General features: G+C 68.6%; 19 protein-coding genes. 4 read left to right on the forward strand and 15 right to left on the reverse strand.

From position 1 onward, the window contains the following. Positions 1 to 21: 21 nt before the first annotated feature. From N7L95_RS09820 to N7L95_RS09865, 10 genes are all read right to left on the reverse strand, one after another. A complete protein-coding gene (locus N7L95_RS09820; protein WP_301259638.1) occupies positions 22 to 816 on the reverse strand; it encodes an SGNH/GDSL hydrolase family protein in 795 nt (264 codons plus the stop codon). Between the two features lie 24 nt (positions 817 to 840). Continuing rightward, positions 841 to 1,605: an enoyl-CoA hydratase gene (locus tag N7L95_RS09825; RefSeq protein WP_301259639.1), complete on the reverse strand. Its 765-nt coding sequence runs from the start codon at positions 1,603 to 1,605 to the stop codon at positions 841 to 843. Beyond that, positions 1,602 to 2,492, reverse strand: coding sequence for an alpha/beta hydrolase family protein (locus N7L95_RS09830; RefSeq protein ID WP_301259640.1), 891 nt, complete (start codon positions 2,490 to 2,492; stop codon positions 1,602 to 1,604). Before N7L95_RS09830 ends, N7L95_RS09825 begins: the two co-directional genes overlap by 4 nt. A 193-nt stretch (positions 2,493 to 2,685) precedes the next feature. Further along, complete coding sequence (locus N7L95_RS09835; RefSeq protein ID WP_301259641.1) at positions 2,686 to 3,885, reverse strand: acetyl-CoA C-acyltransferase; 1,200 nt, start codon at positions 3,883 to 3,885, stop codon at positions 2,686 to 2,688. An 18-nt stretch (positions 3,886 to 3,903) separates the two neighbouring features. Further along, the gene (locus tag N7L95_RS09840; RefSeq protein WP_301259642.1) at positions 3,904 to 6,288 is read right to left on the reverse strand and encodes a 3-hydroxyacyl-CoA dehydrogenase/enoyl-CoA hydratase family protein; all 2,385 of its coding nucleotides are present in this window, start codon (positions 6,286 to 6,288) and stop codon (positions 3,904 to 3,906) included. A gap of 55 nt (positions 6,289 to 6,343) precedes the next feature. Further along, positions 6,344 to 6,787 carry a DUF2147 domain-containing protein gene (locus N7L95_RS09845; RefSeq protein ID WP_301259643.1) on the reverse strand — a complete coding sequence of 148 codons (444 nt, stop codon included), beginning with the start codon at positions 6,785 to 6,787 and terminating at the stop codon, positions 6,344 to 6,346. Between the two features lie 72 nt (positions 6,788 to 6,859). Then, complete coding sequence (locus tag N7L95_RS09850) at positions 6,860 to 8,650, reverse strand: acyl-CoA dehydrogenase C-terminal domain-containing protein (protein ID WP_301259644.1); 1,791 nt, start codon at positions 8,648 to 8,650, stop codon at positions 6,860 to 6,862. Between the two features lie 31 nt (positions 8,651 to 8,681). Continuing rightward, a complete protein-coding gene (locus N7L95_RS09855; RefSeq protein ID WP_435870073.1) occupies positions 8,682 to 9,392 on the reverse strand; it encodes a TetR/AcrR family transcriptional regulator in 711 nt (236 codons plus the stop codon). 517 nt (positions 9,393 to 9,909) lie between these two features. Beyond that, on the reverse strand, positions 9,910 to 10,908 hold the full coding sequence (locus N7L95_RS09860; RefSeq protein WP_301259645.1) for an FHA domain-containing protein: 999 nt from the start codon (positions 10,906 to 10,908) through the stop codon (positions 9,910 to 9,912). Further along, positions 10,896 to 12,260, reverse strand: a complete 1,365-nt coding sequence (locus N7L95_RS09865) for a S1 family peptidase (protein ID WP_301259646.1) — start codon at positions 12,258 to 12,260, stop codon at positions 10,896 to 10,898. The genes N7L95_RS09860 and N7L95_RS09865 overlap by 13 nt, the downstream gene beginning before the upstream one ends. Before the next feature lie 196 nt (positions 12,261 to 12,456). Between N7L95_RS09865 and N7L95_RS09870 the strand changes: the two genes are divergently transcribed. From N7L95_RS09870 to N7L95_RS09885, 4 genes are all read left to right on the forward strand, one after another. Beyond that, the gene (locus tag N7L95_RS09870) at positions 12,457 to 13,014 is read left to right on the forward strand and encodes an HNH endonuclease (RefSeq protein ID WP_301259647.1); all 558 of its coding nucleotides are present in this window, start codon (positions 12,457 to 12,459) and stop codon (positions 13,012 to 13,014) included. A gap of 132 nt (positions 13,015 to 13,146) precedes the next feature. Next, positions 13,147 to 13,794: a peroxiredoxin gene (locus N7L95_RS09875; RefSeq protein WP_301259648.1), complete on the forward strand. Its 648-nt coding sequence runs from the start codon at positions 13,147 to 13,149 to the stop codon at positions 13,792 to 13,794. A 129-nt stretch (positions 13,795 to 13,923) separates the two neighbouring features. Next, entirely contained in the window at positions 13,924 to 14,868 is a 945-nt protein-coding gene (locus N7L95_RS09880; protein WP_301259649.1) for a CysB family HTH-type transcriptional regulator, read from the forward strand. A 75-nt stretch (positions 14,869 to 14,943) separates the two neighbouring features. Next, positions 14,944 to 15,762 carry a DUF72 domain-containing protein gene (locus tag N7L95_RS09885; RefSeq protein ID WP_301259650.1) on the forward strand — a complete coding sequence of 273 codons (819 nt, stop codon included), beginning with the start codon at positions 14,944 to 14,946 and terminating at the stop codon, positions 15,760 to 15,762. 22 nt (positions 15,763 to 15,784) lie between these two features. On the opposite strand, the gene N7L95_RS09890 is transcribed toward N7L95_RS09885, so the two are convergent. From N7L95_RS09890 to N7L95_RS09910, 5 genes are all read right to left on the reverse strand, one after another. Further along, entirely contained in the window at positions 15,785 to 16,819 is a 1,035-nt protein-coding gene (locus N7L95_RS09890) for a sulfate/molybdate ABC transporter ATP-binding protein (RefSeq protein WP_301259651.1), read from the reverse strand. Next, complete coding sequence (gene cysW, locus N7L95_RS09895; RefSeq protein ID WP_301259652.1) at positions 16,816 to 17,724, reverse strand: sulfate ABC transporter permease subunit CysW; 909 nt, start codon at positions 17,722 to 17,724, stop codon at positions 16,816 to 16,818. Before cysW ends, N7L95_RS09890 begins: the two co-directional genes overlap by 4 nt. A gap of 13 nt (positions 17,725 to 17,737) precedes the next feature. Beyond that, a complete protein-coding gene (cysT, locus tag N7L95_RS09900; protein WP_301259653.1) occupies positions 17,738 to 18,580 on the reverse strand; it encodes a sulfate ABC transporter permease subunit CysT in 843 nt (280 codons plus the stop codon). Between the two features lie 13 nt (positions 18,581 to 18,593). Further along, complete coding sequence (locus N7L95_RS09905; RefSeq protein WP_301259654.1) at positions 18,594 to 19,631, reverse strand: sulfate ABC transporter substrate-binding protein; 1,038 nt, start codon at positions 19,629 to 19,631, stop codon at positions 18,594 to 18,596. Between the two features lie 124 nt (positions 19,632 to 19,755). Further along, on the reverse strand, positions 19,756 to 20,766 hold the full coding sequence (locus tag N7L95_RS09910) for a sulfate ABC transporter substrate-binding protein (protein ID WP_301259655.1): 1,011 nt from the start codon (positions 20,764 to 20,766) through the stop codon (positions 19,756 to 19,758). Positions 20,767 to 20,900: the final 134 nt, after the last annotated feature.

Raw genomic sequence — 20,900 nt, forward strand, 5'->3', positions numbered from 1 at the left:
GCGGCCTGGTCCGGCCCTCGTTCAGCCTCGCCTCACGAAGGCCGCCGTCGACAGGAAAGGGTCGGATGGCGGCAGGCGCGGCAGCCGCTGCGCCATCACCTGGGCCACATGGCGGGCCCAGCGTGCATAGAGGGTGGGCCCGGGGTGGAAGCCGTCCTCGGCCAGTTCCGAGGCGGCCAGCTGCCCGTCGGCCAGCTCGGGCGGCAAATCCAGGTGCACCACCTGGCGTGACGGGGCCCAGGCCGCCTGGGCCCGGTTGAGCTGCTGCGCGTCGCGGCCCAGCACCGAGCGCAGCGGCCACGGCAGCAGCTGGAAATGCTCCAGCGGCGGCGCGGCGGACCACAGCACCAGGCCCGGCCCGCATTGCTGGCTCAGTGCCACCCACAAGGCATCGCGCTCGCGCACCGCGCGCACCGGCGGCACCTGGGTCAGCACGTCGTTCATGCCCAGCACCACGAGCACTGCGTCACAGCGGGCCGGCGCGGCCTGGCGCAGCAGCGCCGGCGCGTCTTGCGTCGTCAGGCCGCTGCGGGCCACCAGCTGCCAGGCCACCGGGCGCAGCAGGCGCTGCGCCAGTTCGCGGGCCAGCGGGCCGGCCAGCGCCTCGTCCTGCGTCGGCACACCGACGCCGGCGGCCGACGAATCGCCCAGCACCAGCACCCTCAGGGCCGGCGCCTGGGCGGCGGCCTCGCCTTCCGGTTCCGCCCGCCCCTGGCGCGGCCCGTCGGCTTCGGGCAGCACACGGGCATGCTTGCGCACGCGCAGGCCCTGCGCCACCAACAAGGGCGACAGCGTGAACTTCGTCAGGCCCCACATGACGGCACTCCGTGGCGCAGGCGCTCAGGAGAACTTGGTGAAGTCCGGCTTGCGCTTCTCGAAGAAGGCCTGGAAGGCCTCGCGTGCTTCCGGGCTGCGCAGGCGCTGGCCGAAGATCTCGCCCTCGACCACGATGGTTTCCTGCACCAGCTTGGCGTGGGCGCGGCGCATCAGCTTCTTCGTCTCGCGCACGGCGGACGGCGGGAGCTGGTTGAAGCGCTCGGCCACGCGGCGTGCATGGTTCACCACCTCGCCGGCCGGCAGGATGGCGTTGACCAGCCGCATCTCCTGCGCCTCCTCGGCACCGAAGGGATCGCCCAGCAGCAGCTTCTCGGCCGCCTTCACATGGCCTGCGTACAGCGGGATCGTGAAGCTGGAGGCGAACTCCGCCACCAGGCCCAGGCTGGTGAAGGGCATGGCGAAGCGGGCATCGTCGGCGGCATAGACCAGGTCGCAATGCGCCAGCAGCGTGGTGCCGATGCCGATGGCGGCGCCGGTCACCGCCACGACCACCGGTTTCTCGATCGCGGTGAGCTGGCGCATGAACTGGAAGACCGGCGAATCGTCGCCCTGCGGCGGCCGCTGCATGAAGTCCTCCAGGTCATTGCCGGAGGTGAAGATGCCGGGCTGCCCGGTGATCAGCACCGCGCGCACGGCGCTGTCGGCCTGGGCGGCCGCGAGCGCGTCGGCCATCGCCTGGTACATCGCGGTGGTCAAGGCGTTTTTCTTTTCCGGACGTGCGATCTCGATGGTGTGCACGCCGTTGACAACAGCGGTCTTGATGCTCATGACATCTCCTGGTTGAAAGCGGGAAAGCTCAGGAACAGCTCGCTCGCACGGCGCCACAGGGTCGCCTCGAACTGTTCCCGAAAAAAGCCGAAGTGGCCAATGCGACGGGCATGGGCCTCCTGCGGGGTGATGCGCTCGATGCGGCGCGGCGCATTGGCATAGCAGTCCACCAGCGCCCGCGTGCCGCGCTCGGTCATCAGCTCGTCGTCGCTCATCGACAGCGCAACGACCGGGAAGCGCGCCTGCTCGAAGGCCTGCCTCACCTGCCGGCCTTCGGCGCCCACATGGTAGCCGGGGTGCAGGCACCAGCGGCGCCACTGCAGGATCACGCCGCGCGGCAGGTCGCCCACCTTGCGCAGGCGGCGGCCGGGAAAGTAGCCGCACAGCCGGGTGGCCAGCGGTACTGCCACATGCCAGAAATACAGCACCATGCGGCGCGTGCGGGGAGCATTGTCGCGCCAGTAGCCGCTGCCGGCAGCCACCGACACCAGGCCGGCGACCCGGTCGCGGTTGCGCAGCAGGCCCGGCAACTGGGCACCCAGGCTGTGGCCGAGCAGGTAGAGGGGCAGCTGCGGCGCTGCGGCGCGCAGCGCGTCGATGGCACAGTCGTAGTCGGCGGCCCAGTCGAAGAGGTCGGCCTCGAAGCCGCGCAGGCTGCGCGCCATGCCGGGCGGCCGCGAGTCGCCCATGCCCCGGTAGTCGAAGCTCGCCACCAGCCAGCCCTGCTCCGCCAGCCAGCGGGCGAAGGGGGCGTAGTAGTCCTGCCGCACGCCCATGGCCGGGCCGATCAGCACGGCCGCTCGAGGCACCGGGCACTGCGGCCCGGGGCGGTAGAAGCGGGCAGCGATGCGGGTGCCGTCGCCGGCTCGCAACTCGACCTTCTCCATGAGCTGTTGTCTCCTCGGCGCATTGATCGGGGTGGCGGTGCGGCCGCGGCGCCGGGTGGCATCGGCTGCAGAGGCGGCAGCAGGCGCCGCTCGTGGGCAACGGTGGCCCGAACCGTGGCAGCGGCGCACCTTCCGGCCGCTGCGGGGCCCTGATGCGACAAGGGCCGCGATCCGCGGCCCTTGTCGCTTGGCATCAGACGCGCTCGAAGATGCCGGCGGCCCCCTGGCCGGTGCCCACGCACATCGTCACCATGCCGTACTTCAGGTTGTGGCGGCGCAGCGCGTGCACCACGGTGGCGGCACGGATGGCGCCGGTGGCGCCCAGCGGGTGGCCCAGCGCAATGGCGCCGCCCATCGGGTTGACCTTGGAGCGGTCCAGGTCCAGCGTGTTGAGCACCGCCAGCGACTGTGCCGCGAAGGCTTCATTCAGCTCGATCCAGTCGAGGTCGGACGCCTGCAGGCCGGCATAGCGCAGCGCGGCCGGGATGGCCTCGATCGGGCCGATCCCCATGATCTCGGGCGGCACGCCCTTGGTCGCGAAGCTGACGAAGCGCGCCAGCGGCTTCAGGTCGTACTGCTTGATCGCCTTCTCGGACGCCAGGATCAGGCAGCCAGCGCCATCGGAGGTCTGCGAGCTGTTGCCGGCGGTCACGCTGCCCTTGGCACCGAACACGGTCTTCAGGCGGGCCAGGCCCTCCAGCGAGGTGTCCGGGCGCGGGCCTTCGTCGGTGTCGACCGTACGGGTCTTCACGGTGATGGAACCATCAGCCAGGTTGGGGAAGCGCTCGACGATCTCGACCGGGGTCATTTCGTCGCGGAACTCGCCGGCCTGGATCGCCTTCAGCGCCTTCAGGTGCGACTGCAGGGCGAACTCGTCCTGCGCCTCGCGCGAGACCTTCCACTGCTGCGCCACCTTCTCGGCCGTCAGGCCCATGCCGTAGGCGATGCCGATGTTCTCGTCCTTGGCGAACACCGCCGGGTTGATCGAGGGCTTGTTGCCGCTCATCGGCACCATGCTCATCGACTCGACGCCGCCGGCGATCATCACCTCGGCCTCACCGACGCGGATGCGGTCGGCTGCCATCTGCACCGCGGTGATGCCGGAGGCGCAGAAGCGGTTCACCGTGACGCCGCCCACCGTGTTGGGCAGGCCGGCCAGCAGCGCGGCGATGCGCGCCACGTTCAGGCCCTGCTCACCCTCGGGCATCGCGCAGCCGATGATGGCGTCCTCGATCGCCTTCGCATCCAGGGTGGGCACCTGCTTCAGCGCGCCCTGCATGGCGGCGACCAGCAGGTCGTCCGGACGGGTGTTCTTGAAGTAGCCGCGGCCGGACTTGCCGATCGGAGTGCGGGTGGCCGCAACGACGTAGGCTTCTTGAATTTGCTTGCTCATGATTCGTTCTCCGAGCGATCAGTTGCGAACCGGCTTGCCGGTCTGCAGCATGCCCATGATGCGTTCTTGGGTCTTGGGGTTGTCCAGCAGCGAGCAGAAGTGCTTGCGCTCCAGGGCCATCAGGTATTCCTCGCTCACCAGCGAGCCACCCTCGACTTCCCCGCCGCACACCACGTCGGCGATCAGGCTGCCGATGTGGTAGTCGTGCTGGCTGATGAAGCCGCCGTCACGCATGTTGACCAGCTGGTTCTTGATGGTCGCGATGCCCGAGCGGCCGGCCACCGGGAAGGTGCGGCGCAGCGGTGCGCGGTAGCCGCTGTCGAACAGGCTCTTGGCCTGCTGGATGGCGACGTAGAGCAGCTCGTCTTTGTTCGGCACGATGATGTCGCTGTCGAGCAGGTAGCCGAGCTTGCGCGACTCGATCGCGCTGGTGCCCACCTTGGCCATCGCGGCGCCGGTGAAACCTTCGATCAGGAAGGTCAGCAGGAAGGCACCGGCATTGCCGGCCGCCGCCATCTCGGCCGCGCGGCGGGCGATGTAGGTCAGGCCGCCCGCGCCCGGGATCAGGCCGACGCCGACTTCCACCAGGCCGATGTAGCTTTCCATCGCCGCGACCCGCTTGGCCGAGTAGACGGCCAGCTCGCAGCCACCGCCCAGCGCCATGCCGCGGATGGCCGAGACCACCGGCACGTTGGCATAGCGGATGCGCAGCATCGCGTCCTGCAGCTTCTTCTCTTCCGGCTCGATGGCCTTGGAGCCGCCCGCCATGAAGGCCGGCAGCATCGCCTGCAGGTCGGCGCCGGCCGAGAAGGGCTCGTCCGGCGACCACACCACCACGCCCTTGTACTGGGCCTCGGCCAGGTCGACCGCCTTCAGCAGGCCCTCGACCACGCCCGGGCCGATGGCGTGCATCTTGGTCTTGATGCTGGCGATGATGACCTCGTCGTCCAGCGTCCACAGCCGCACCGAGTCGTCCTCGTGCAGCGTCTTGCCGGCGGTCTCGGCGGCCGCCGTGCCGGCGCCCAGCACGTCCTCGGCGAACAGCTGGCGCTCGTACACCGGCAGCTTGCTGCGAGGCACATAGGTCTTCTTGGCCGGCGACCAGGAGCCCTCGGGCGTGTGCACGCCGTCACGGCCGTCGAACACCCAGGCGGGCAGCGGCGCCTTGCTCAGGGCCTTGCCGGACTCGATGTCTTCCTTGATCCACTCGGCCACCTGCTTCCAGCCGGCGGCTTGCCACAGCTCGAAGGGGCCCTGCTTCCAGCCGAAGCCCCAGCGAATGGCGAAGTCGACGTCGCGGGCGGTCTCGGCGATGTCTTCCAGGTGCACCGCGCAGTAGTGGAAGCCGTCTCGGAAGATGGCCCACAGGAACTGCGCCTGCGGGTTGCTCGATTCGCGCAGCAACTTCAGACGCTCGCCGGCCGGCTTCTTCAGGATGCGACCGACGATCTCGTCGGCCTTGCCGCCGGCCGGCACGTAGTCGGCCTTGGCGGGGTCCAGGCGCAGGATGTCCTTGCCGACCTTCTTGTAGAAGCCGGCGCCGCTCTTCTGGCCCAGCGCGCCCTGCTCGATCAGCTTGGCCAGCACCGGCGGCGTGGCATAGGTCGGGAAGAAGGGATCGTCGGCCAGGTTGTCCTGCAGCGTCTTGATGACGTGGGCCATGGTGTCCAGGCCCACCACGTCGGCGGTGCGGAAGGTGCCCGAGCTGGCGCGTCCGAGCTTCTTGCCGGTGAGGTCGTCCACCACGTCATAGGACAGGCCGAAGTTCTCGGCTTCCTTGATCGTCGCCAGCATGCCGGCGATGCCGACGCGGTTGGCGATGAAGTTGGGCGTGTCCTTGGCCCGCACCACGCCCTTGCCCAGGCTGGTGGTGACGAAGGTCTCGAGCTGGTCGAGGATGTGCAGCTGCGTGCCCGGGGTCGGGATCAGCTCCACCAGGTACATGTAGCGCGGCGGGTTGAAGAAGTGGATGCCGCAGAAGCGCGGCTTGATCTCTTCGGGCAGCGCCTCCGACAGCTTGGTGATCGACAGGCCCGAGGTGTTGGACGCGACGATGGCATGCGGAGCGACGAAGGGCGCGATCTTCTTGTAGAGATCCAGCTTCCAGTCCATGCGCTCGGCGATCGCCTCGATGATGAGGTCGCAGTCGCGCAGCTGCTCCAGGTGCTGCTCGTAGTTCGCCTGGCCGATCAGCGCGGCGTCCTCGGCCACGCCCAGCGGGGCGGGCTTGAGCTTCTTGAGGTTGTCGATCGCCTTGGCCACGATGCCGTTCTTCGGCCCTTCCTTGGCGGGCAAGTCGAACAGGACGACCGGCACCTTGACATTGACCAGATGGGCGGCGATCTGCGCACCCATCACGCCGGCACCGAGCACGGCGACTTTGCGGACTTGGAATCGACTCACGGAATTCTCCTAGGTATTCGGCCGCTGCCTGACAGGCGCAGGCGGCGGCACAGACTCATTCGACGCGTTGCCACACCTGGGTGCGCCCCAGCAGGGGAGCACCGATATAGCCGCGCACTTCCAGCTTCTGGCCCCCGTCGGCGGGCTTGAGCCTCACCTTGTAGACCTTGCCGTTGTTCGGATCGAGGATGTCGCCGCCGTCCCAGAGCTGCGCATCGTCTGCGTTTTTCTTGACGTTGCGAATGATCGTCAGGCCGACGACCGGCTTGTCCTTGCGTTCGTCGGAACACTTCTCGCAGACGGCGTCCGCCTTGGCCTCGGGATCCAGGATCTTCTCGACCTTGCCGCTCAGCACGCCCGCCGACTCGGTGATGCGCACCAGCGACTTCTCCTTCTTGGTGCCGTCGTCGATGGTCTTCCACAGGCCGACAGGAGACGCCTGCGCGACGGCGCCGCCACAGACGAGGGCGGCGGCGAGCAGGGCCAGAAGCTGTTTCATGTGTTCTCCTTGAGAGTAGGCAACGCAGGCGGCTCGCGAAGCAGGGCGCGAGCCGCCGGGGGGCGGTCCAGCTTAGAACAAGGCCTCGTCCATCTCCATCAAAGGCTTGACGCCGGCACGGGCAGTGCGGATCAGCGACGCGGTCTCCGGCAGCAGCTTGGCGAAGTAGAAGCGTGCGGTGATCAGCTTGGCCTTGTAGAACGGATCGCCGGAGTCGACCTTGGCCAGCGCCACCTTGGCCATGCGGGCCCAGAAGTAGGCAAACACCAGGTGGCCGCAGACGCGCAGGTAGTCGACCGCCGCGGCACCCACCTCGTCCGGGTTCTGGAAGGCCTTCATGCCGATCTCGGTGGTCAGCTTGGTGACCTTGTCGCCCAGGTCGGCCAGCGGGTTGATGAACTCCTGCATGTTCTCGTTGACACCCTCGTCCTCGACGAAGGCGGCGACGATCTTGCCGAACTTCTTCAGCTTGGCACCGTTGTCGGCGAGCACCTTGCGGCCCAGCAGGTCGAGCGACTGGATCGTGTTGGTGCCTTCGTAGATCATGTTGATGCGGGCGTCACGGACGTACTGCTCCATGCCCCACTCCTTGATGTAGCCGTGGCCGCCGAAGACCTGCATGCAGTGCGACGTGGCGATCCAGGCGTTGTCGCTGATGAAGGCCTTGACGATGGGCGTCACCAGCGCGACCAGGTCCGCCGCTTCCTTGCGGGTGGCCTCGTCGGTGTGCGACAGCTCGCGGTCGATCTGGAAGGCCGACCAGATGGCCAGCGCGCGGCCGCCTTCGGCATAGGCGCGGGCGGTCAGCAGCATCTTGCGCACGTCGGGGTGCACGATGATGGGATCGGCCGGCTTGTCGGTGGCCTTGGGGCCGGACAGCGAGCGCATCTGGATGCGGTCCTTCGCGTAGGCCACCGCGTTCTGGTAAGCCACCTCGGTCAGGCCCAGCGACTGCATGCCCACGCCCAGGCGGGCGGCGTTCATCATCACGAACATCGCCTGCAGGCCCTTGTGCGGCTGGCCCACCAGGGTGCCGATGGCGCCGTCCAGCACCATCTGTGCGGTGGCGTTGCCGTGGATGCCCATCTTGTGCTCCAGGCCGCCGCAGTAGATCTTGTTGCGCTCGGTGAGCTTGCCGTCCTTGTCGAACAGGAACTTGGGCACCACGAACAGCGAGATGCCCTTGGAGCCGGCCGGCGCGTCCGGCAGGCGGGCCAGCACCAGGTGGACAATGTTCTCGGCCAGGTCGTGCTCGCCGGCCGAGATGAAGATCTTCTGGCCGGTGATCTTGTAGGTGCCGTCGGCTTGCGGCTCGGCCTTGCTGCGCAGCAGGCCCAGGTCGGTGCCGCAATGCGGCTCGGTCAGGCACATGGTGCCGGTCCACTGGCCGCTGGTCAGCTTCGGCAGGTAGGTCGCCTTCTGCTCGGGCGTGCCATGGGCATGCAGGGCCTCGTAGGCGCCGTGCGACAGGCCGGGGTACATCGTCCAGGCCTGGTTGCCCGAGTTGAGCATTTCATAGAAGCACTGGTTGACCACCACCGGCAGGCCCTGGCCACCGTACTCGGGGTCGGTGCTCAGCGCCGGCCAGCCGCCTTCCACATACTGCTGGTAGGCTTCCTTGAAGCCCTTGGGCGCGCTCACCTCGTGGGTGGTCTTGTCCAGCGTGCAGCCTTCCTCGTCGCCGCTCTGGTTCAACGGGAAGATGACTTCCGATGCGAACTTGCCGCCTTCTTCCAGGATGGCGTTGATGGTCTCGGCATCGACCTCGGCGTGCGCAGGCATCTGCTTCAGTTCGTCGACGATGTTCAGCACCTCGTGCATCACGAATTGCATGTCGCGCAACGGCGGGGTGTACTGGGCCATGGAGGTCTCCTACTCAGGGAAGGTAAGGCGGTTATCGGGAAGCGGGTTTGGTCGTCTTGCGCGCCAGGGGCGCGGCTTTCGGGGCCGACTCGGTCGCATAGTGGCTGACGATGAACTCGAAGCCACGCCGCGCCCGGTCCAGCGAGCCGGGCGAGCGCAGGAATCGGGCATCGTGGTGCAGGGCCAGGATCAGGCCATGCAACTCGAACAGCATCTGCAGCGGATCGACGTCGGGCTTCAGGTGCCCTTCCTCGATCGACAGGCTGATGGCGCGGCCAAGCGCGCGGTGCCACATGCGCACCATCTCCACCAGCGCGTCGCGCACCGGGCCGGGCCGGTCGTCGAACTCCACCGCGCCGCTGATGTAGATGCAGCCGGAGTCGATCTCCACCGAGACCCGCCGCACCCAGCGCTCGAACAGCGCCCGCAGGCGAGGCAGGCCGCGCGGCTCGAGGACGGCGGGGAAGAACACCTCCTCCTCGAACTTCGCGTGGTACTCGCGGATGACCGAGATCTGCAGCTCCTCGCGCGAGCCGAAGTGGGCAAAGACGCCCGACTTGCTCATGCGGGTGACTTCGGCCAGCGCCCCGATCGACAGGCCTTCGAGCCCGACCTGGGAGGCCAGGCTCAAGGCCGCGTCGAGGATCGCCGCCTTGGTCTGCTGCCCCTTCTGGAGGCCGCGCGCCGACTCCCGGGGAGTCTCGCGTACTGGCTTGGTGGCGGGAGAAGAAGGCGAACTCAAGAGGCACCCGAAATAAAACGAACGATCGTTCTATTTTGCAGAAATCCGGGGGCCTGGACGGGACGCAGGAGAGGAATTTCTAGAGTCGCGTGCCTAGAAAGCCACAGCGAGCCATGAACCGCGGGTTTTCACCTAGGGATTCTGACCGGAAAGCCGGGCTGTTCTTCGCTGCAGGGAGAAGGATGGAGGGCACTGGCCCGCAAAGCCAGGGGAGCTTCCCTAGGGCGACGGATCCGAAGGGGAGCAGGCGTGACGGGCGCCGCAGTCGCCGGGCGGAGGCATCGCCCGGCGGGCCGGCGACGCGGTGCGAATGCCAGGCATCCCACGGGCGCCCGCGCCGCGCGGTGGCAGGCGCGCGGTGGCAGCCACGCGATGGCAGGAGCGAGGTGCCAGCAGCGCGGTGCAGACGCAGGGTTGGCAGCGCAGCGCTGCGGGCTAGCGCTGCAGGAGGCCCGCCGCCCGATGCGCCGAACCGCTGCCGCCTGGCGGCAGCGGATTCCGGCAGGCGAGCCAGCGCTCAGTCTTCGTCCGGGAAGGCGTCCGTGTCCTCGCCGTTGTCGTCGGCGCTGTCCTGCACCGCGCGGTCGAGCTGCTGCTTCAAGCCAGCCGCCTCCTGCAGGAAGGTGTCGGCCGGAACGGACGGAGCGAGGTGGAGCGCCGGCGGCGGCAGGGTGGTCATGTACAGCTCCCCGCTGAGCCGGCCGCTCTGCTGCTGGCGCAGTGCCGCGCCAGTGGCCAGGCCGGCCGCGGTCAGCAGCACGGTCCCGACGGCCAAGCGCCTGCGGCGTGCCGGCAGCACGGCGCACAGGTGCCGGTAGATGGCGCCGGAAAGCACCAGCGCTTGGGCCAGCTCGCTGCACCGGCTCAGCCAGGTCCAGGACGTCATGAAGCCCAGCAGGCCCAGTGTCGCGCCCACCACGCTGGACAGCAGCAGGCCGGCTGCGGCAATGCGCAGGTGGGTCCAGAAGTCGAAGCGATGCCGGAACAGCTTGGAGGCGAGCGCCCAGACCACCGCCCAGCCGGCCAACACCAGGAACGCCGGCAACAACACCACCAGGCCGGCCAGGAAGTTGCCGGGATCGGTGGTGAGGTAATGCTCCCAGGCCTGCCACAGGCCCCAGGCGCCGGTGGTGGCCAGCGCCGAGCTGGTCAGCCCGGGGCGCCAGCGGCCGGCGTGCGGCACCACCTGCTCCGGCGGCAGCGGGTCGCTGGCCAGGCGCACGCGCACCCGGGTGCCACCCAGCACCAGGTCTTCACCGGCCGGGCGCAAGGCTGACTCGCCGGCCTGCAGCCAGAGCCGGCCCAGCCGCACGCCGTTGACGGTGTCGCCCACCTGCAGGCGCAGGCCTTCCGGCCCCGCGTGGAGCACCAGGTGGTGAGGCGCCACATGCGGGTCGTCCAGCACCATGTCGCAGTCCAGCGCACGCCCCAGCCGCACGGGCCAGGACGTGACGGCAAAGGCCTGGCGCGGCAGGCCGTCGCGGTCGAGCACCTCGACCAGAGCTAGTTTGTCCATCCGTAGCCTTGCAGGTAGTGGCGGGCGAGCTTCATCGCGTTGTCGAAATCGATGCCGCGGGCATCGAAGCGGCCCTGCACGCCGAGGGTGGGCTGGTCCAGCGTCGCCACCAGCACGCTGAGGTCGTACAGGCCTTCGAGCTTCTTGTACGCCGTCATGCACAGCACCGCCCGCAGTGGCAGGCCATCGCGCTCGATGAAGCGCTCCTTGCACTGCGGCGGCGTGCGGTCGCGGCTGCGGCCGGCGCCGAAGAACTCGTTGCGAAAGCTCTGCGAGTACTGCGCCGCGAAACGCAGGCTGCCCAGCTTGGCGCCGTCGTAGGCTTCGTGGCGCACGGTCAGGCCGCCCAGGTAGAGCGAATCGGAAATGAAGATCTGCGTGTCCATCTGGCAGTCGGAACGCTCGAACTCCAGGCCCCGGGTGCCGCTGCGCGAGCTGCTGCCCCAGCAGCGCATGAACTGCTCCTGCGGCACCGGGATGGCATAGCGAGGGTGCCCGCCCGAGCGCCACGGCAGCTTGAGGAAACGCTCGACCAGCCGCTGCTGGTGCGCCTGCAGCTGCACCTTGAGCCGGTCGTAGACCGGTGCGGTGATGGGCGCCGCTGCCCGTCCCTGCTGCAGCAGGGCCTGGGCGTATTCGCCCGGCACCAGGAAGCTCACGAGCTGGCCGTCGCGGCGGGTCGCCACATTGACCCCGATGACCTGGCCCTGCTCGTCCAGCGCCGGGCCGCCGCTCATGCCGGGGTTGAGCGCGCCGGAGAAGAAGATGTTGGGGTAGAAGCTGCGCTCCACCAGGCCGTTGTAGTTGCCCTCCACCACCGCGAAGCCGACGTCCAGCGGGTTGCCCAGCGAGTAGATGCGCTCCCCCTTGGCGACGCTGCGGCTGCCCGGGCGGAAGGCAAGCGGCGAGCGCCCCTTCAGGCCGGCGTCGGCGGCCCGCACCAGGGCCAGGTCGTGCACGGCGTCGAAGGCCAGCAGCTGCAACGGCCCGGCACGACCGTCGGCCGTGCTGTACTCGAGCCGGTAGCGCTCCGGCTCCAGCGCCACCTGGCTCACCACGTGGTAGTTGGTCACCAGGTGCCCCTCCTCGGTCACCAGGAAGGCGGAGCCGACCGAGGCCTGGCTGGCCTGGCCCTTGAGCAGGGTGCGCACCTGCACCAGCTGGTTGCGGGTGCCCTCGTAGAGGCGCTGGGCCGACGCCGACACCGGCGCGCCGGCAGGCGCCGCTTCGGCGCCCGCTCCGGCAGGGGGCGCCGTGGGCGGCGGGGCGGTTTGCGCGGCGGCGTGCACCGCGCACAGTGCCGGGAAGCACAGCAGGACAGCCCGGCACAACAAGGCAAAAGACAACTTCATGGGCGGCATTGTAGGAAGGCGCCGGCCGCCGCTGTGGCGGCCCGCCCCGGGCGCGCAGCCTGCCATGCGAGCCGTTGCGGCGCGATGACAAGCGGTACTGGCACGCTCCGGTGTGGCCCGCTGGCCCTGTCGCCAGCACTCCTCCACTTGAGCCGGGAACGTGTCTTGCAATATGCTGCGCGGAGAGGCAAAAGCGATGGACGTCCTTCAACTCGACGTTTCCGGCCGGCCCCAGGCGTGGATCGCGCCCAAGGATGCGGCCCTCCTTTACGCCAGCGACTGTGTCGCGTGGACGTTGGGGGTTCCCTTTGTCGTGCTGCGTGGCGGCATCCAGCGTGTCAGCGGCCTGCAGTCGCGCATCGAGCTGCATCCCATCGTCGCCGTGCGCGGCAGCGTCCCCAGCCGGGCCTGGCGCCAGGTGCCGGCGCTGTCCAACACCAAGCTCTTCCTGCGCGACCGCCACCTGTGCGCCTACTGCGGCCACCAGTACACGGCCGAAGACCTGACCCGCGAGCACATCCACCCCACCTCGCGCGGCGGGCAGGACAGCTGGATGAACTGCATCACTGCCTGCCGCAACTGCAACGGCCGCAAAGGCAGCCGCACCCCCGAAGAGGCACACATGCCACTGCTCTACCTGCCATACGTGCCGAGCCTGCACGAGGACATGATCCTGCGCGGCCGCCGCATCCTGGCCGACCAGATGGAGTTCCTGCTGGCGAGCGTGCCACGCAACAGCCGGCTGCACGGCTGAGCCGCGCCAGCGCGCCCCTCCCAGCGCCTGCCTTATGCATAAAACGAGTGTGAAAAGTACTTTTTATTTGTTTGTTAAATAAAAAGTGCTTTTGATAATCGTTTTTCGTCGCTCGACACGGAGGAAATGAACATGGCAAGTTTGCGTCTTGGAGACCTGGCGCCCGATTTCGAACAAGATTCCACGGAAGGCCGCATCCGCTTCCATGACTGGCTGGGCGACAGCTGGGGTGTCCTGTTCTCGCACCCGGCGGACTTCACGCCGGTGTGCACCACCGAGCTGGGCCTGACCGCCAAGCTGAAGGACGAGTTCGCCAAGCGCAAGGTGAAGGCCATCGCGCTGTCGGTCGACCCGGTCGATTCGCATCACAAATGGATCGGTGACATCGAAAGCACCCAGGGCTGCACCGTCAACTTCCCGATCCTGGCCGATGCCGACCGCAAGGTGGCGACGCTCTACGACATGATCCACCCGAACGCGAACGCCACGCTGACGGTGCGCTCGCTGTTCGTCATCGACCCGCAGAAGAAGATCCGCCTCGTCATCACCTACCCGGCCAGCACCGGCCGCAATTTCGACGAGGTGCTGCGCGTGATCGACTCGCTGCAACTGACCGACCACCACAGCGTGGCGACGCCGGGCAACTGGAAGCAGGGGGACGATGTCGTCATCGTGCCCTCGCTGCAGGACCCCGAGCTGATCAAGCAGAAGTTCCCGCAGGGCTACAAGGCGGTGACGCCCTACCTGCGCCTGACGCCCCAGCCCAACAAGCCGCACTGACGGCCAGCCGTCGCGACGGGCCCATCGGGCGCCGTCGGCGGCAGCTGCCAGCTTCCCGTGCCGGCGCTGTCCGGCATCGCATGAGCCCGCCTGCCCGGCGGGCCCGGCCTCTCCTTGCCTCTTCCTTCGATGAACTTCCAGCAATTGCGCTCCGTGCGCGAAACCGCCCGCCGTGGCTTCAACCTCACCGAGGTGGCCAACGTGCTGCACACCTCGCAGCCCGGGGTGAGCCGGCAGATCCGCGAACTGGAGGACGAGCTGGGCATCGAGCTGTTCGTGCGGGCCGGCAAGCGGCTGACCGGCCTCACGCCGCCCGGGGCCGAGGTGCTGCCCATCATCGAGCGCATGCTGCTGGACGCCGACAACCTGCGCCGTGCGGGCGAGGACTATGCGCAGCAGTCGCGCGGCAAGATCTGCATTGCCACCACCCACTCCCAGGCCCGCTATGCGCTGCCGCCAGCGGTCAGTGATTTCCGCCGCCACTTCCCCAACGTCACGCTGAACCTGCACCAGGGCTCGCCCCGGCAGGTGGCCGAGATGCTGCTGACCGGCGAGGCCGACATCGGCATCGCCACCGAAGCGCTGGCACGCTACGACGACCTGATCGCCCTGCCCTGCTACCGCTGGACGCACTGCGTGGTCGTGCCACCAGGCCATGAACTGCTGGACGGCGAGCCACTGACGCTGGAGCGCCTGGCGCGCCAGCCGGTGATCACCTACGACGAGGGCTACACCGGCCGCTCCCACATCGACGAGGCCTTCGAGCGGCTGGGCCGCAAGCCCGACATCGTGCTGACCGCGATGGATGCCGACGTGATCAAGACCTACGTGGAGCTGGGCCTGGGCATCGGCATCGTCGCCTCCATCGCCTACGACGAGGAGCGCGACCGCAACCTGCGGGCCCTCGACGCGCGCCACCTGTTCGCCATGAACATGACGCGGCTGGCCATCCGCCGGGGCACCTACCTGCGGGCCTACGTCTATGCCTTCATCGAGTCCTTCGCGCCGCCGCTGACCCGCGCGGTGGTGGACCGGGCGCTGAGCGCCGAGCCGGGGGCCAGCTTCGAGATCTGAGCCGGCCAGGCAGCGGCGTGCGTGCCGCCGCTGCAGGGCTTACAGTGCAGGTCTTCCCTTTCTGGAGGCGCATGCATGGCAGGTCCTGGCCGCATCCGGGTCGGCATCGGGGGCTGGAGCTACGAGCCCTGGCGCGAGACCTTCTATCCCGACAGCCTGGCGCAGCACGACGAGTTGCACTACGCAAGCCGCCAGCTCACCGCGATCGAGATCAACAGCACCTTCTATCGCGCGCCGCCCGCCGGCATCTTCGAGCGCTGGCGCGACGCCACGCCGGAGGGCTTCATCTTCTCGCTGAAGGCGCCCCGCTACCTGACCCACCGCAAGGTGCTGGCCGAGTCGGCCGAAGGCGCGGCGCGGTTCCTCGAGGTGGCGGCCCACCTGGGCGACCGCCTGGGGCCGGTGGCCTGGCAGCTGCCGCCGAGCACCCGCTTCGATGCCGAGGACCTGGCCCGCTTCCTGTCGGCACTGCCGCGCGAGGCCGGCGGGCGGCGGCGGCGGCATGTGCTGGAAGCCCGGCATGACAGCTTCCTGAATGCCGAGTACCTGGCGCTGCTGCGCGAACAGCAGGTCGCGAGCGTCTACACCGACTCAGACAAATACCCGAGCCATGCGGACTTCAGCGCCGATTTCGTCTACGCCCGGCTGATGTGCTCTGAGCCCGACATGCCGACCGGCTACCCCGACGAGGCGCTCGACGACTGGGCCGAAGCGGCTCATTGCTGGGCCGCCGGCGGGCGGCCGCCGGCGCTGCCGGCCATCGACCCGGCTGCGGCCGGCGACGGGCAGCCACGCGACGTCTTCGTCTACTTCATCAACGGCGCCAAGGAGAACGCGCCGCAGGCCGCCGGCGCGCTGCTGTGGCGGCTGGCCGGGGAGCCGGCCAGCGGCTGAGCGGCCACGGCCGCCGCGGGCGTCAGGCCGCCGTTTCGAAACGGGTGATGCGCCGCGCCCGCAGGTGCACCGTCTGGCCGGGCCGCAGCCCGAGGCGCTCGCGCAGGTGGCCGAACTCGGCCCGCGGCAGCTCGACATCCACATAGCTGCCGTCGTCGATGCGCTTGAACTCGATGCGGGTGTTGGGCCCCACGGTGAGCGTCTGCGACAGGGTGACGGCCAGCGTGCCGGCATCCGGCGTGCCAAGGATCTCCAGCTCGTGCGGCCGCACATAGCTCACCTCGCCCGTCCCGGCCGCGGCACCCGGGCCGTGGCCGAGGCGGCCGTGGAAGAGGTTGACGTCGCCCAGGAACTGCAGCACGAAGGGCGTGGCGGGATGATCGTAGACCTGGTCCGGCGAGCCTTCCTGCTCGATGCGGCCCTGGTTCATCACGACGATGCGGTCGGCCACCTCCATCGCCTCGTCCTGGTCATGGGTCACGAAGACGCTGGTGACGTGCATCTCGTCGTGCAGCCGCCGCAGCCAGCGGCGCAGTTCCTTGCGCACCTTGGCATCGAGCGCGCCGAAGGGCTCGTCGAGCAGCAGCACCTTGGGCTCCACCGCGAGCGCGCGGGCCAGCGCGATGCGCTGGCGCTGGCCACCCGAGAGCTGGTGCGGGTAGCGGTCGGCAATCCAGTCGAGCTGCACCAGCTTGAGCAGTTCCTGCACCTTGGCGCGGATCTCTCGCTCCGGCGGCCGCGTGGCCTTGGGCCGCACGCGCAGGCCGAAGGCCACGTTCTCGAAGATGCTCATGTGGCCGAACAGCGCATAGTGCTGGAACACGAAGCCGACCTGGCGGTCGCGCACGTCGGCGAAGGTGGCGTCCTCGCCGTGGAAGAGCACCGAGCCGCTGTCGGGGCGCTCCAGCCCGGCGATGATGCGCAGCAGCGAGGTCTTGCCCGAGCCCGAGGGCCCGAGCAGCGCGACCAGCTCGCCCGAAGGGATGTCGAGGTTCAGGTTGTCGCAGACGACGGTGGCGCCGAAGCGCTTGTTCAGACCACGGACTTCGATGCTCATTCCTGTTCTCCCGCCAGCCGCTTCTCGCGCTTGACGTGTTGTTCCACCATCAGCTTCAGCACCAGGGTGACCAGTGCCAGCCCGGCCAGCAGCGAGGCGACTGCGAAGGCCGCCGCGAACTGGTATTCGTTGTAGAGGATCTCGATGTGCAGCGGCAGGGTGTTGGTCTGGCCGCGGATGTGGCCCGACACCACCGACACCGCGCCGAACTCGCCCATCGCCCGCGCGTTGCTCAGGATGACGCCGTACAGCAGCGCCCACTTGATGTTGGGCAGCGTCACGCGCCAGAAGATCTGCCAGCCCGAAGCGCCCAGCACGCGCGCCGCCTCCTCCTGCTCCTGGCCCTGCGCCTGCATCAGCGGGATCAGCTCGCGGGCAATGAAGGGGAAGGTCACGAAGATGGTCGCCAGCACGATGCCCGGCACCGCGAAGATCACCTTCAGGTCATGGTCGCGCAGCCATTCGCCGAACCAGCCCTGCAGGCCGAACACCAGCACGTAGATGAGGCCGGCGATCACGGGGCTGACCGAGAACGGCAGGTCGATCAGTGTCAGCACGACGTTCTTGCCGCGGAAGTCGAACTTCGCGATGCACCAGGCGGCGGCGACGCCGAACACCAGGTTCAGCGGCAGCGAGATGGCCGCGGCCAGCAGCGTGAGCCGGATGGCCGACAGCGCGTCGGCCTCGACCACCGAGGCGAAGTAGACGTCGACGCCCTTCTTCAGGGCCTCGTAGAACACCGACACCAGCGGCACGAAGAGGAACAGCGTCAGGAACAGCAGGGCGACGCCGATCAGCGTGCGCCGCACCCAGGCGGCTTCCTGGGTCGCGGAGCGGACGTTGGGCGGCGGCACGGCCGCTGCGGAGGGGCGGGCCTGGGGCCGCGGCAGGGTCACGGTGGTCATGCGGGAAGCGGGCTCAGCGGCCCTGGCGCTTGCGCGACCAGGCCTGCAGCAGGTTGATGCACAGCAGCAGCACGAAGGAGGCCAGCAGCATCACGACGGCAATCGCGGTCGCGCCGGCATAGTCGTACTGCTCCAGCTTGGTGATGATGAGCAGCGGCGTGATCTCCGACACCATGGGCATGTTGCCGGCGATGAAGATCACCGAGCCGTACTCGCCCAGCGCGCGGGCGAAGGCCAGCGCAAAGCCGGTCAGCAGCGCCGGCGTCAGGATGGGGAGGATGACGCGGTGGAAGGTCTGCAGCCGGCTGGCGCCGAGGGTGGCGGCCGCTTCCTCCAGCTCGCGGTGCAGGTCCTCCAGCACCGGCTGCACGGTGCGCACCACAAACGGCAGCCCGATGAAGGTCAGCGCCACGAAGACGCCGAGCGGCGTGAACGACACCTTGATGCCCAGCGGCACCAGCCACTGGCCGATCCAGCCGTTCTGCGCATAGATGGCGGTCAGCGCGATGCCGGCCACCGCGGTGGGCAGGGCGAACGGCAGGTCCACCAGCGCATCCACCACGCGCCGGCCCGGAAACTCGTAGCGCACCAGCACCCAGGCGACCAGCAGGCCGAAGCCGGCATTGAGGATGGCGGCCGCGAGCGAGGCGCCGAAGGTGAGCCGGTAGGAGGCGAGCACGCGCGGTGACGTCACCGCCTCCCAGAACTGCGGCCAGCTCAGCGTGAAGGTCTTGAGGAAGGCGGCCGACAGCGGGATCAGCACGATCAGGCTGATGTACAGCAGCGTGAAGCCCAGCGCCAGGTCGAAGCCGGGCAGCACGCTGTGGCGCCGCAGCAGGGTGCGCGAGAAGATCATGGCCGGGCTTGCTTCAGCGCTTGGCCGCGGCCAGGATCTGGTCGTAGGTGGCGCCGTCGTCGAAGTGCTCCTTCTGCGCCTTCTTCCAGCCGCCGAAGACCTCGTCCACGGTGAACAGCTGGATCTTGGGGAAATCGGCCGCGTACTTGGCCAGCACCTTCTCGGCGCGCGGGCGCAGGTGGTGGCGCGCCACCAGCTCCTGGGCCTCGTCGGACCACAGGTACTTCAGGTAGGCCTCGGCCAGTGCCCGGCTGCCCTTGCGGTCCACCACCTTGTCGACCACCGAGACCGGGTTCTCGGCCAGCACGCTCCAGCTCGGGTAGACGACGTCGAAGTCGCCGCCGAATTCACGCTTGATGAGCGGCACCTCGCTCTCGAAGGTGACCAGCGCGTCACCAATGCCGCGCTGGGCGAAGGTGGTGGTGGCGGCGCGGCCGCCGCCGTCGAACACCGGCACGTTGGCGAAGATGCGGGTGACCAGCTCGCGCGCCTGCGCCGGGCTGCCGCCCTTCTTCAGCGCGGCGCCCCAGGCGGCCACATAGGTGTAGCGACCGTTGCCGGTGACCTTGGGATTCGGGATGACGACCGACAGGCCGCTGCGGCCCAGGTCTTCCCAGTCCTTGATGCCCTTGGGATTGCCCTTGCGCACCAGGATCACCGAGGTGGAGGACGAGGGCGCGCTGTTGTTGGGCAAGCGCTTGGCCCAGTCGGCCGGCACGAGCTGTCCGCGCACGGCGAGCAGGTCGATGTCGTTCGACTGGTTCATCGTGATCACGTCGGCTTCCAGCCCGTCGGCCACGCTGCGGGCCTGCTTGCTGGAGCCGCCGTGCGACTGGTTGAGCGTCACGTCCTGGCCAGTGGTGGCCTTCCAGTGCTTGGCGAACAGGACGTTGTAGTCCTTGTAGAACTCGCGCGAGACGTCGTAGCTGACGTTCAGCAGCGTGTTCTTCTGCGCCAGTGCCGGGCCGGCGGCTGCCAGGGCAGCCGCAGCCAGCAGGGTGTTCAGCAAGGCGCGGCGGCCGAGGGAGAGGCGAAGGGCAAGAGAGGGCATGGCGTATCCACGATCGGACAGGAATGCCGCATCGTAAGGACCGTTGCTTCTGCAAGGAACGATTTGATACGCGAATGCTTATGAACTTTTCATATATGAAGAAGCGGGCGCCGGCCCCCTGCCCTCATTTCTTGGAGTAGATCTGGTCGAAGACGCCGCCGTCGGCGAAGTGGGTCTTCTGCGCCCGTGCCCAGCCGCCGAAGGCCTGGTCGATGGTGAACAACTGCACTTTCGGAAACTGGGCGGCGTACCTGGCTGCCGCCTGGGCGTCGATCGGGCGGTAGTAGTTGCGGCCGGCGATGTCCTGGCCCTCGGGGGAGTACAGGTACTCAAGATAGGCCTGGGCCACGGCGCGTGTGCCCTTGCGGTCGACCACCTTGTCGACCAGGGCCACCGGCGGCTCGGCCAGGATGCTCAGCGAAGGGGCCACCACGTCGAACTTGTCCGGTCCCAGCTCCTTCAGTGCCAGCAGGGCTTCGTTCTCCCAGGCCAGCAGCACGTCGCCGATGCCCCGCTCGACGAAGGTGGTGGTGGCGCCGCGCGCGCCGGAGTCCAGCACCGGCACGTTGGCCAGCAGCTTGGCCACGAACTCCTGCGCCTTCGCGTCGGAGCCATATTTCTTCTGTGCGTAGCCCCAGGCGGCCAGGTAGTTCCAGCGTGCGCCGCCAGAGGTCTTGGGGTTGGGCGTGATGACCTGGACGCCGGGCTTGACCAGGTCGTCCCAGTCCTTGATGCCCTTGGGATTGCCCTTGCGCACGAGGAACACCACGGTGGAGGTGTAGGGCGCGCTGTTGTGCTTCAGGCGCTTCTGCCAGTCGCCGCCGAGCAGCTTGCCGCGCTCGCTGATCTCGTCGATGTCGTAGGCCAGCGCCAGCGTCACGACGTCTGCGTCGAGGCCGTCGATGACGGAGCGGGCCTGCTTGCCCGAGCCGCCGTGCGAGGTCTTGACGGTGACGCTGTCGCCGGTCCTGGCCTTGTACTGCTTGCTGAAGGCGGCGTTGAACTCCTGGTAGAGCTCCCGCGTGGGGTCGTAGGAGACGTTCAGCAGCGTGTAGTCCTTGGCCTGGGCGGCCAGCGCCACGGCGGACAGCGCCAGCAGGGCGGAAGCGGAACGGAGGAAGCGGCGGGGGCTCATGCGAAGGTCCTTGTTGTGGATCTGTTGTCTTGCTGCAGGCCGGTGCCACCGGCCATGGACCCGATGCTAGGAAGGGCCGCCGCCCGGTGGAAGGAAGCCTTGCGACCTTGCTTATTCGGAAAACAAGGAAGCGG

Source organism: Eleftheria terrae (assembly GCF_030419005.1).
Lineage (GTDB): Bacteria > Pseudomonadota > Gammaproteobacteria > Burkholderiales > Burkholderiaceae_C > Caldimonas > Caldimonas terrae.

What these genes read in the sequence shown, in the direction of transcription:
- N7L95_RS09910 (WP_301259655.1), bottom strand. Translation starts at nt 20,766, where the DNA reads ATGAGCCCCCGCCGCTTCCTCCGTTCCGCTTCCGCCCTGCTGGCGCTG.
- N7L95_RS09820 (WP_301259638.1), bottom strand. Translation starts at nt 816, where the DNA reads ATGTGGGGCCTGACGAAGTTCACGCTGTCGCCCTTGTTGGTGGCGCAG.
- N7L95_RS09850 (WP_301259644.1), bottom strand. Translation starts at nt 8,650, where the DNA reads ATGGCCCAGTACACCCCGCCGTTGCGCGACATGCAATTCGTGATGCAC.
- cysW (WP_301259652.1), bottom strand. Translation starts at nt 17,724, where the DNA reads ATGACCACCGTGACCCTGCCGCGGCCCCAGGCCCGCCCCTCCGCAGCG.
- N7L95_RS09870 (WP_301259647.1), top strand. Translation starts at nt 12,457, where the DNA reads ATGGACGTCCTTCAACTCGACGTTTCCGGCCGGCCCCAGGCGTGGATC.
- N7L95_RS09825 (WP_301259639.1), bottom strand. Translation starts at nt 1,605, where the DNA reads ATGAGCATCAAGACCGCTGTTGTCAACGGCGTGCACACCATCGAGATC.
- N7L95_RS09835 (WP_301259641.1), bottom strand. Translation starts at nt 3,885, where the DNA reads ATGAGCAAGCAAATTCAAGAAGCCTACGTCGTTGCGGCCACCCGCACT.
- cysT (WP_301259653.1), bottom strand. Translation starts at nt 18,580, where the DNA reads ATGATCTTCTCGCGCACCCTGCTGCGGCGCCACAGCGTGCTGCCCGGC.
- N7L95_RS09885 (WP_301259650.1), top strand. Translation starts at nt 14,944, where the DNA reads ATGGCAGGTCCTGGCCGCATCCGGGTCGGCATCGGGGGCTGGAGCTAC.
- N7L95_RS09860 (WP_301259645.1), bottom strand. Translation starts at nt 10,908, where the DNA reads ATGGACAAACTAGCTCTGGTCGAGGTGCTCGACCGCGACGGCCTGCCG.
- N7L95_RS09875 (WP_301259648.1), top strand. Translation starts at nt 13,147, where the DNA reads ATGGCAAGTTTGCGTCTTGGAGACCTGGCGCCCGATTTCGAACAAGAT.
- N7L95_RS09905 (WP_301259654.1), bottom strand. Translation starts at nt 19,631, where the DNA reads ATGCCCTCTCTTGCCCTTCGCCTCTCCCTCGGCCGCCGCGCCTTGCTG.
- N7L95_RS09845 (WP_301259643.1), bottom strand. Translation starts at nt 6,787, where the DNA reads ATGAAACAGCTTCTGGCCCTGCTCGCCGCCGCCCTCGTCTGTGGCGGC.
- N7L95_RS09865 (WP_301259646.1), bottom strand. Translation starts at nt 12,260, where the DNA reads ATGAAGTTGTCTTTTGCCTTGTTGTGCCGGGCTGTCCTGCTGTGCTTC.
- N7L95_RS09830 (WP_301259640.1), bottom strand. Translation starts at nt 2,492, where the DNA reads ATGGAGAAGGTCGAGTTGCGAGCCGGCGACGGCACCCGCATCGCTGCC.
- N7L95_RS09890 (WP_301259651.1), bottom strand. Translation starts at nt 16,819, where the DNA reads ATGAGCATCGAAGTCCGTGGTCTGAACAAGCGCTTCGGCGCCACCGTC.
- N7L95_RS09880 (WP_301259649.1), top strand. Translation starts at nt 13,924, where the DNA reads ATGAACTTCCAGCAATTGCGCTCCGTGCGCGAAACCGCCCGCCGTGGC.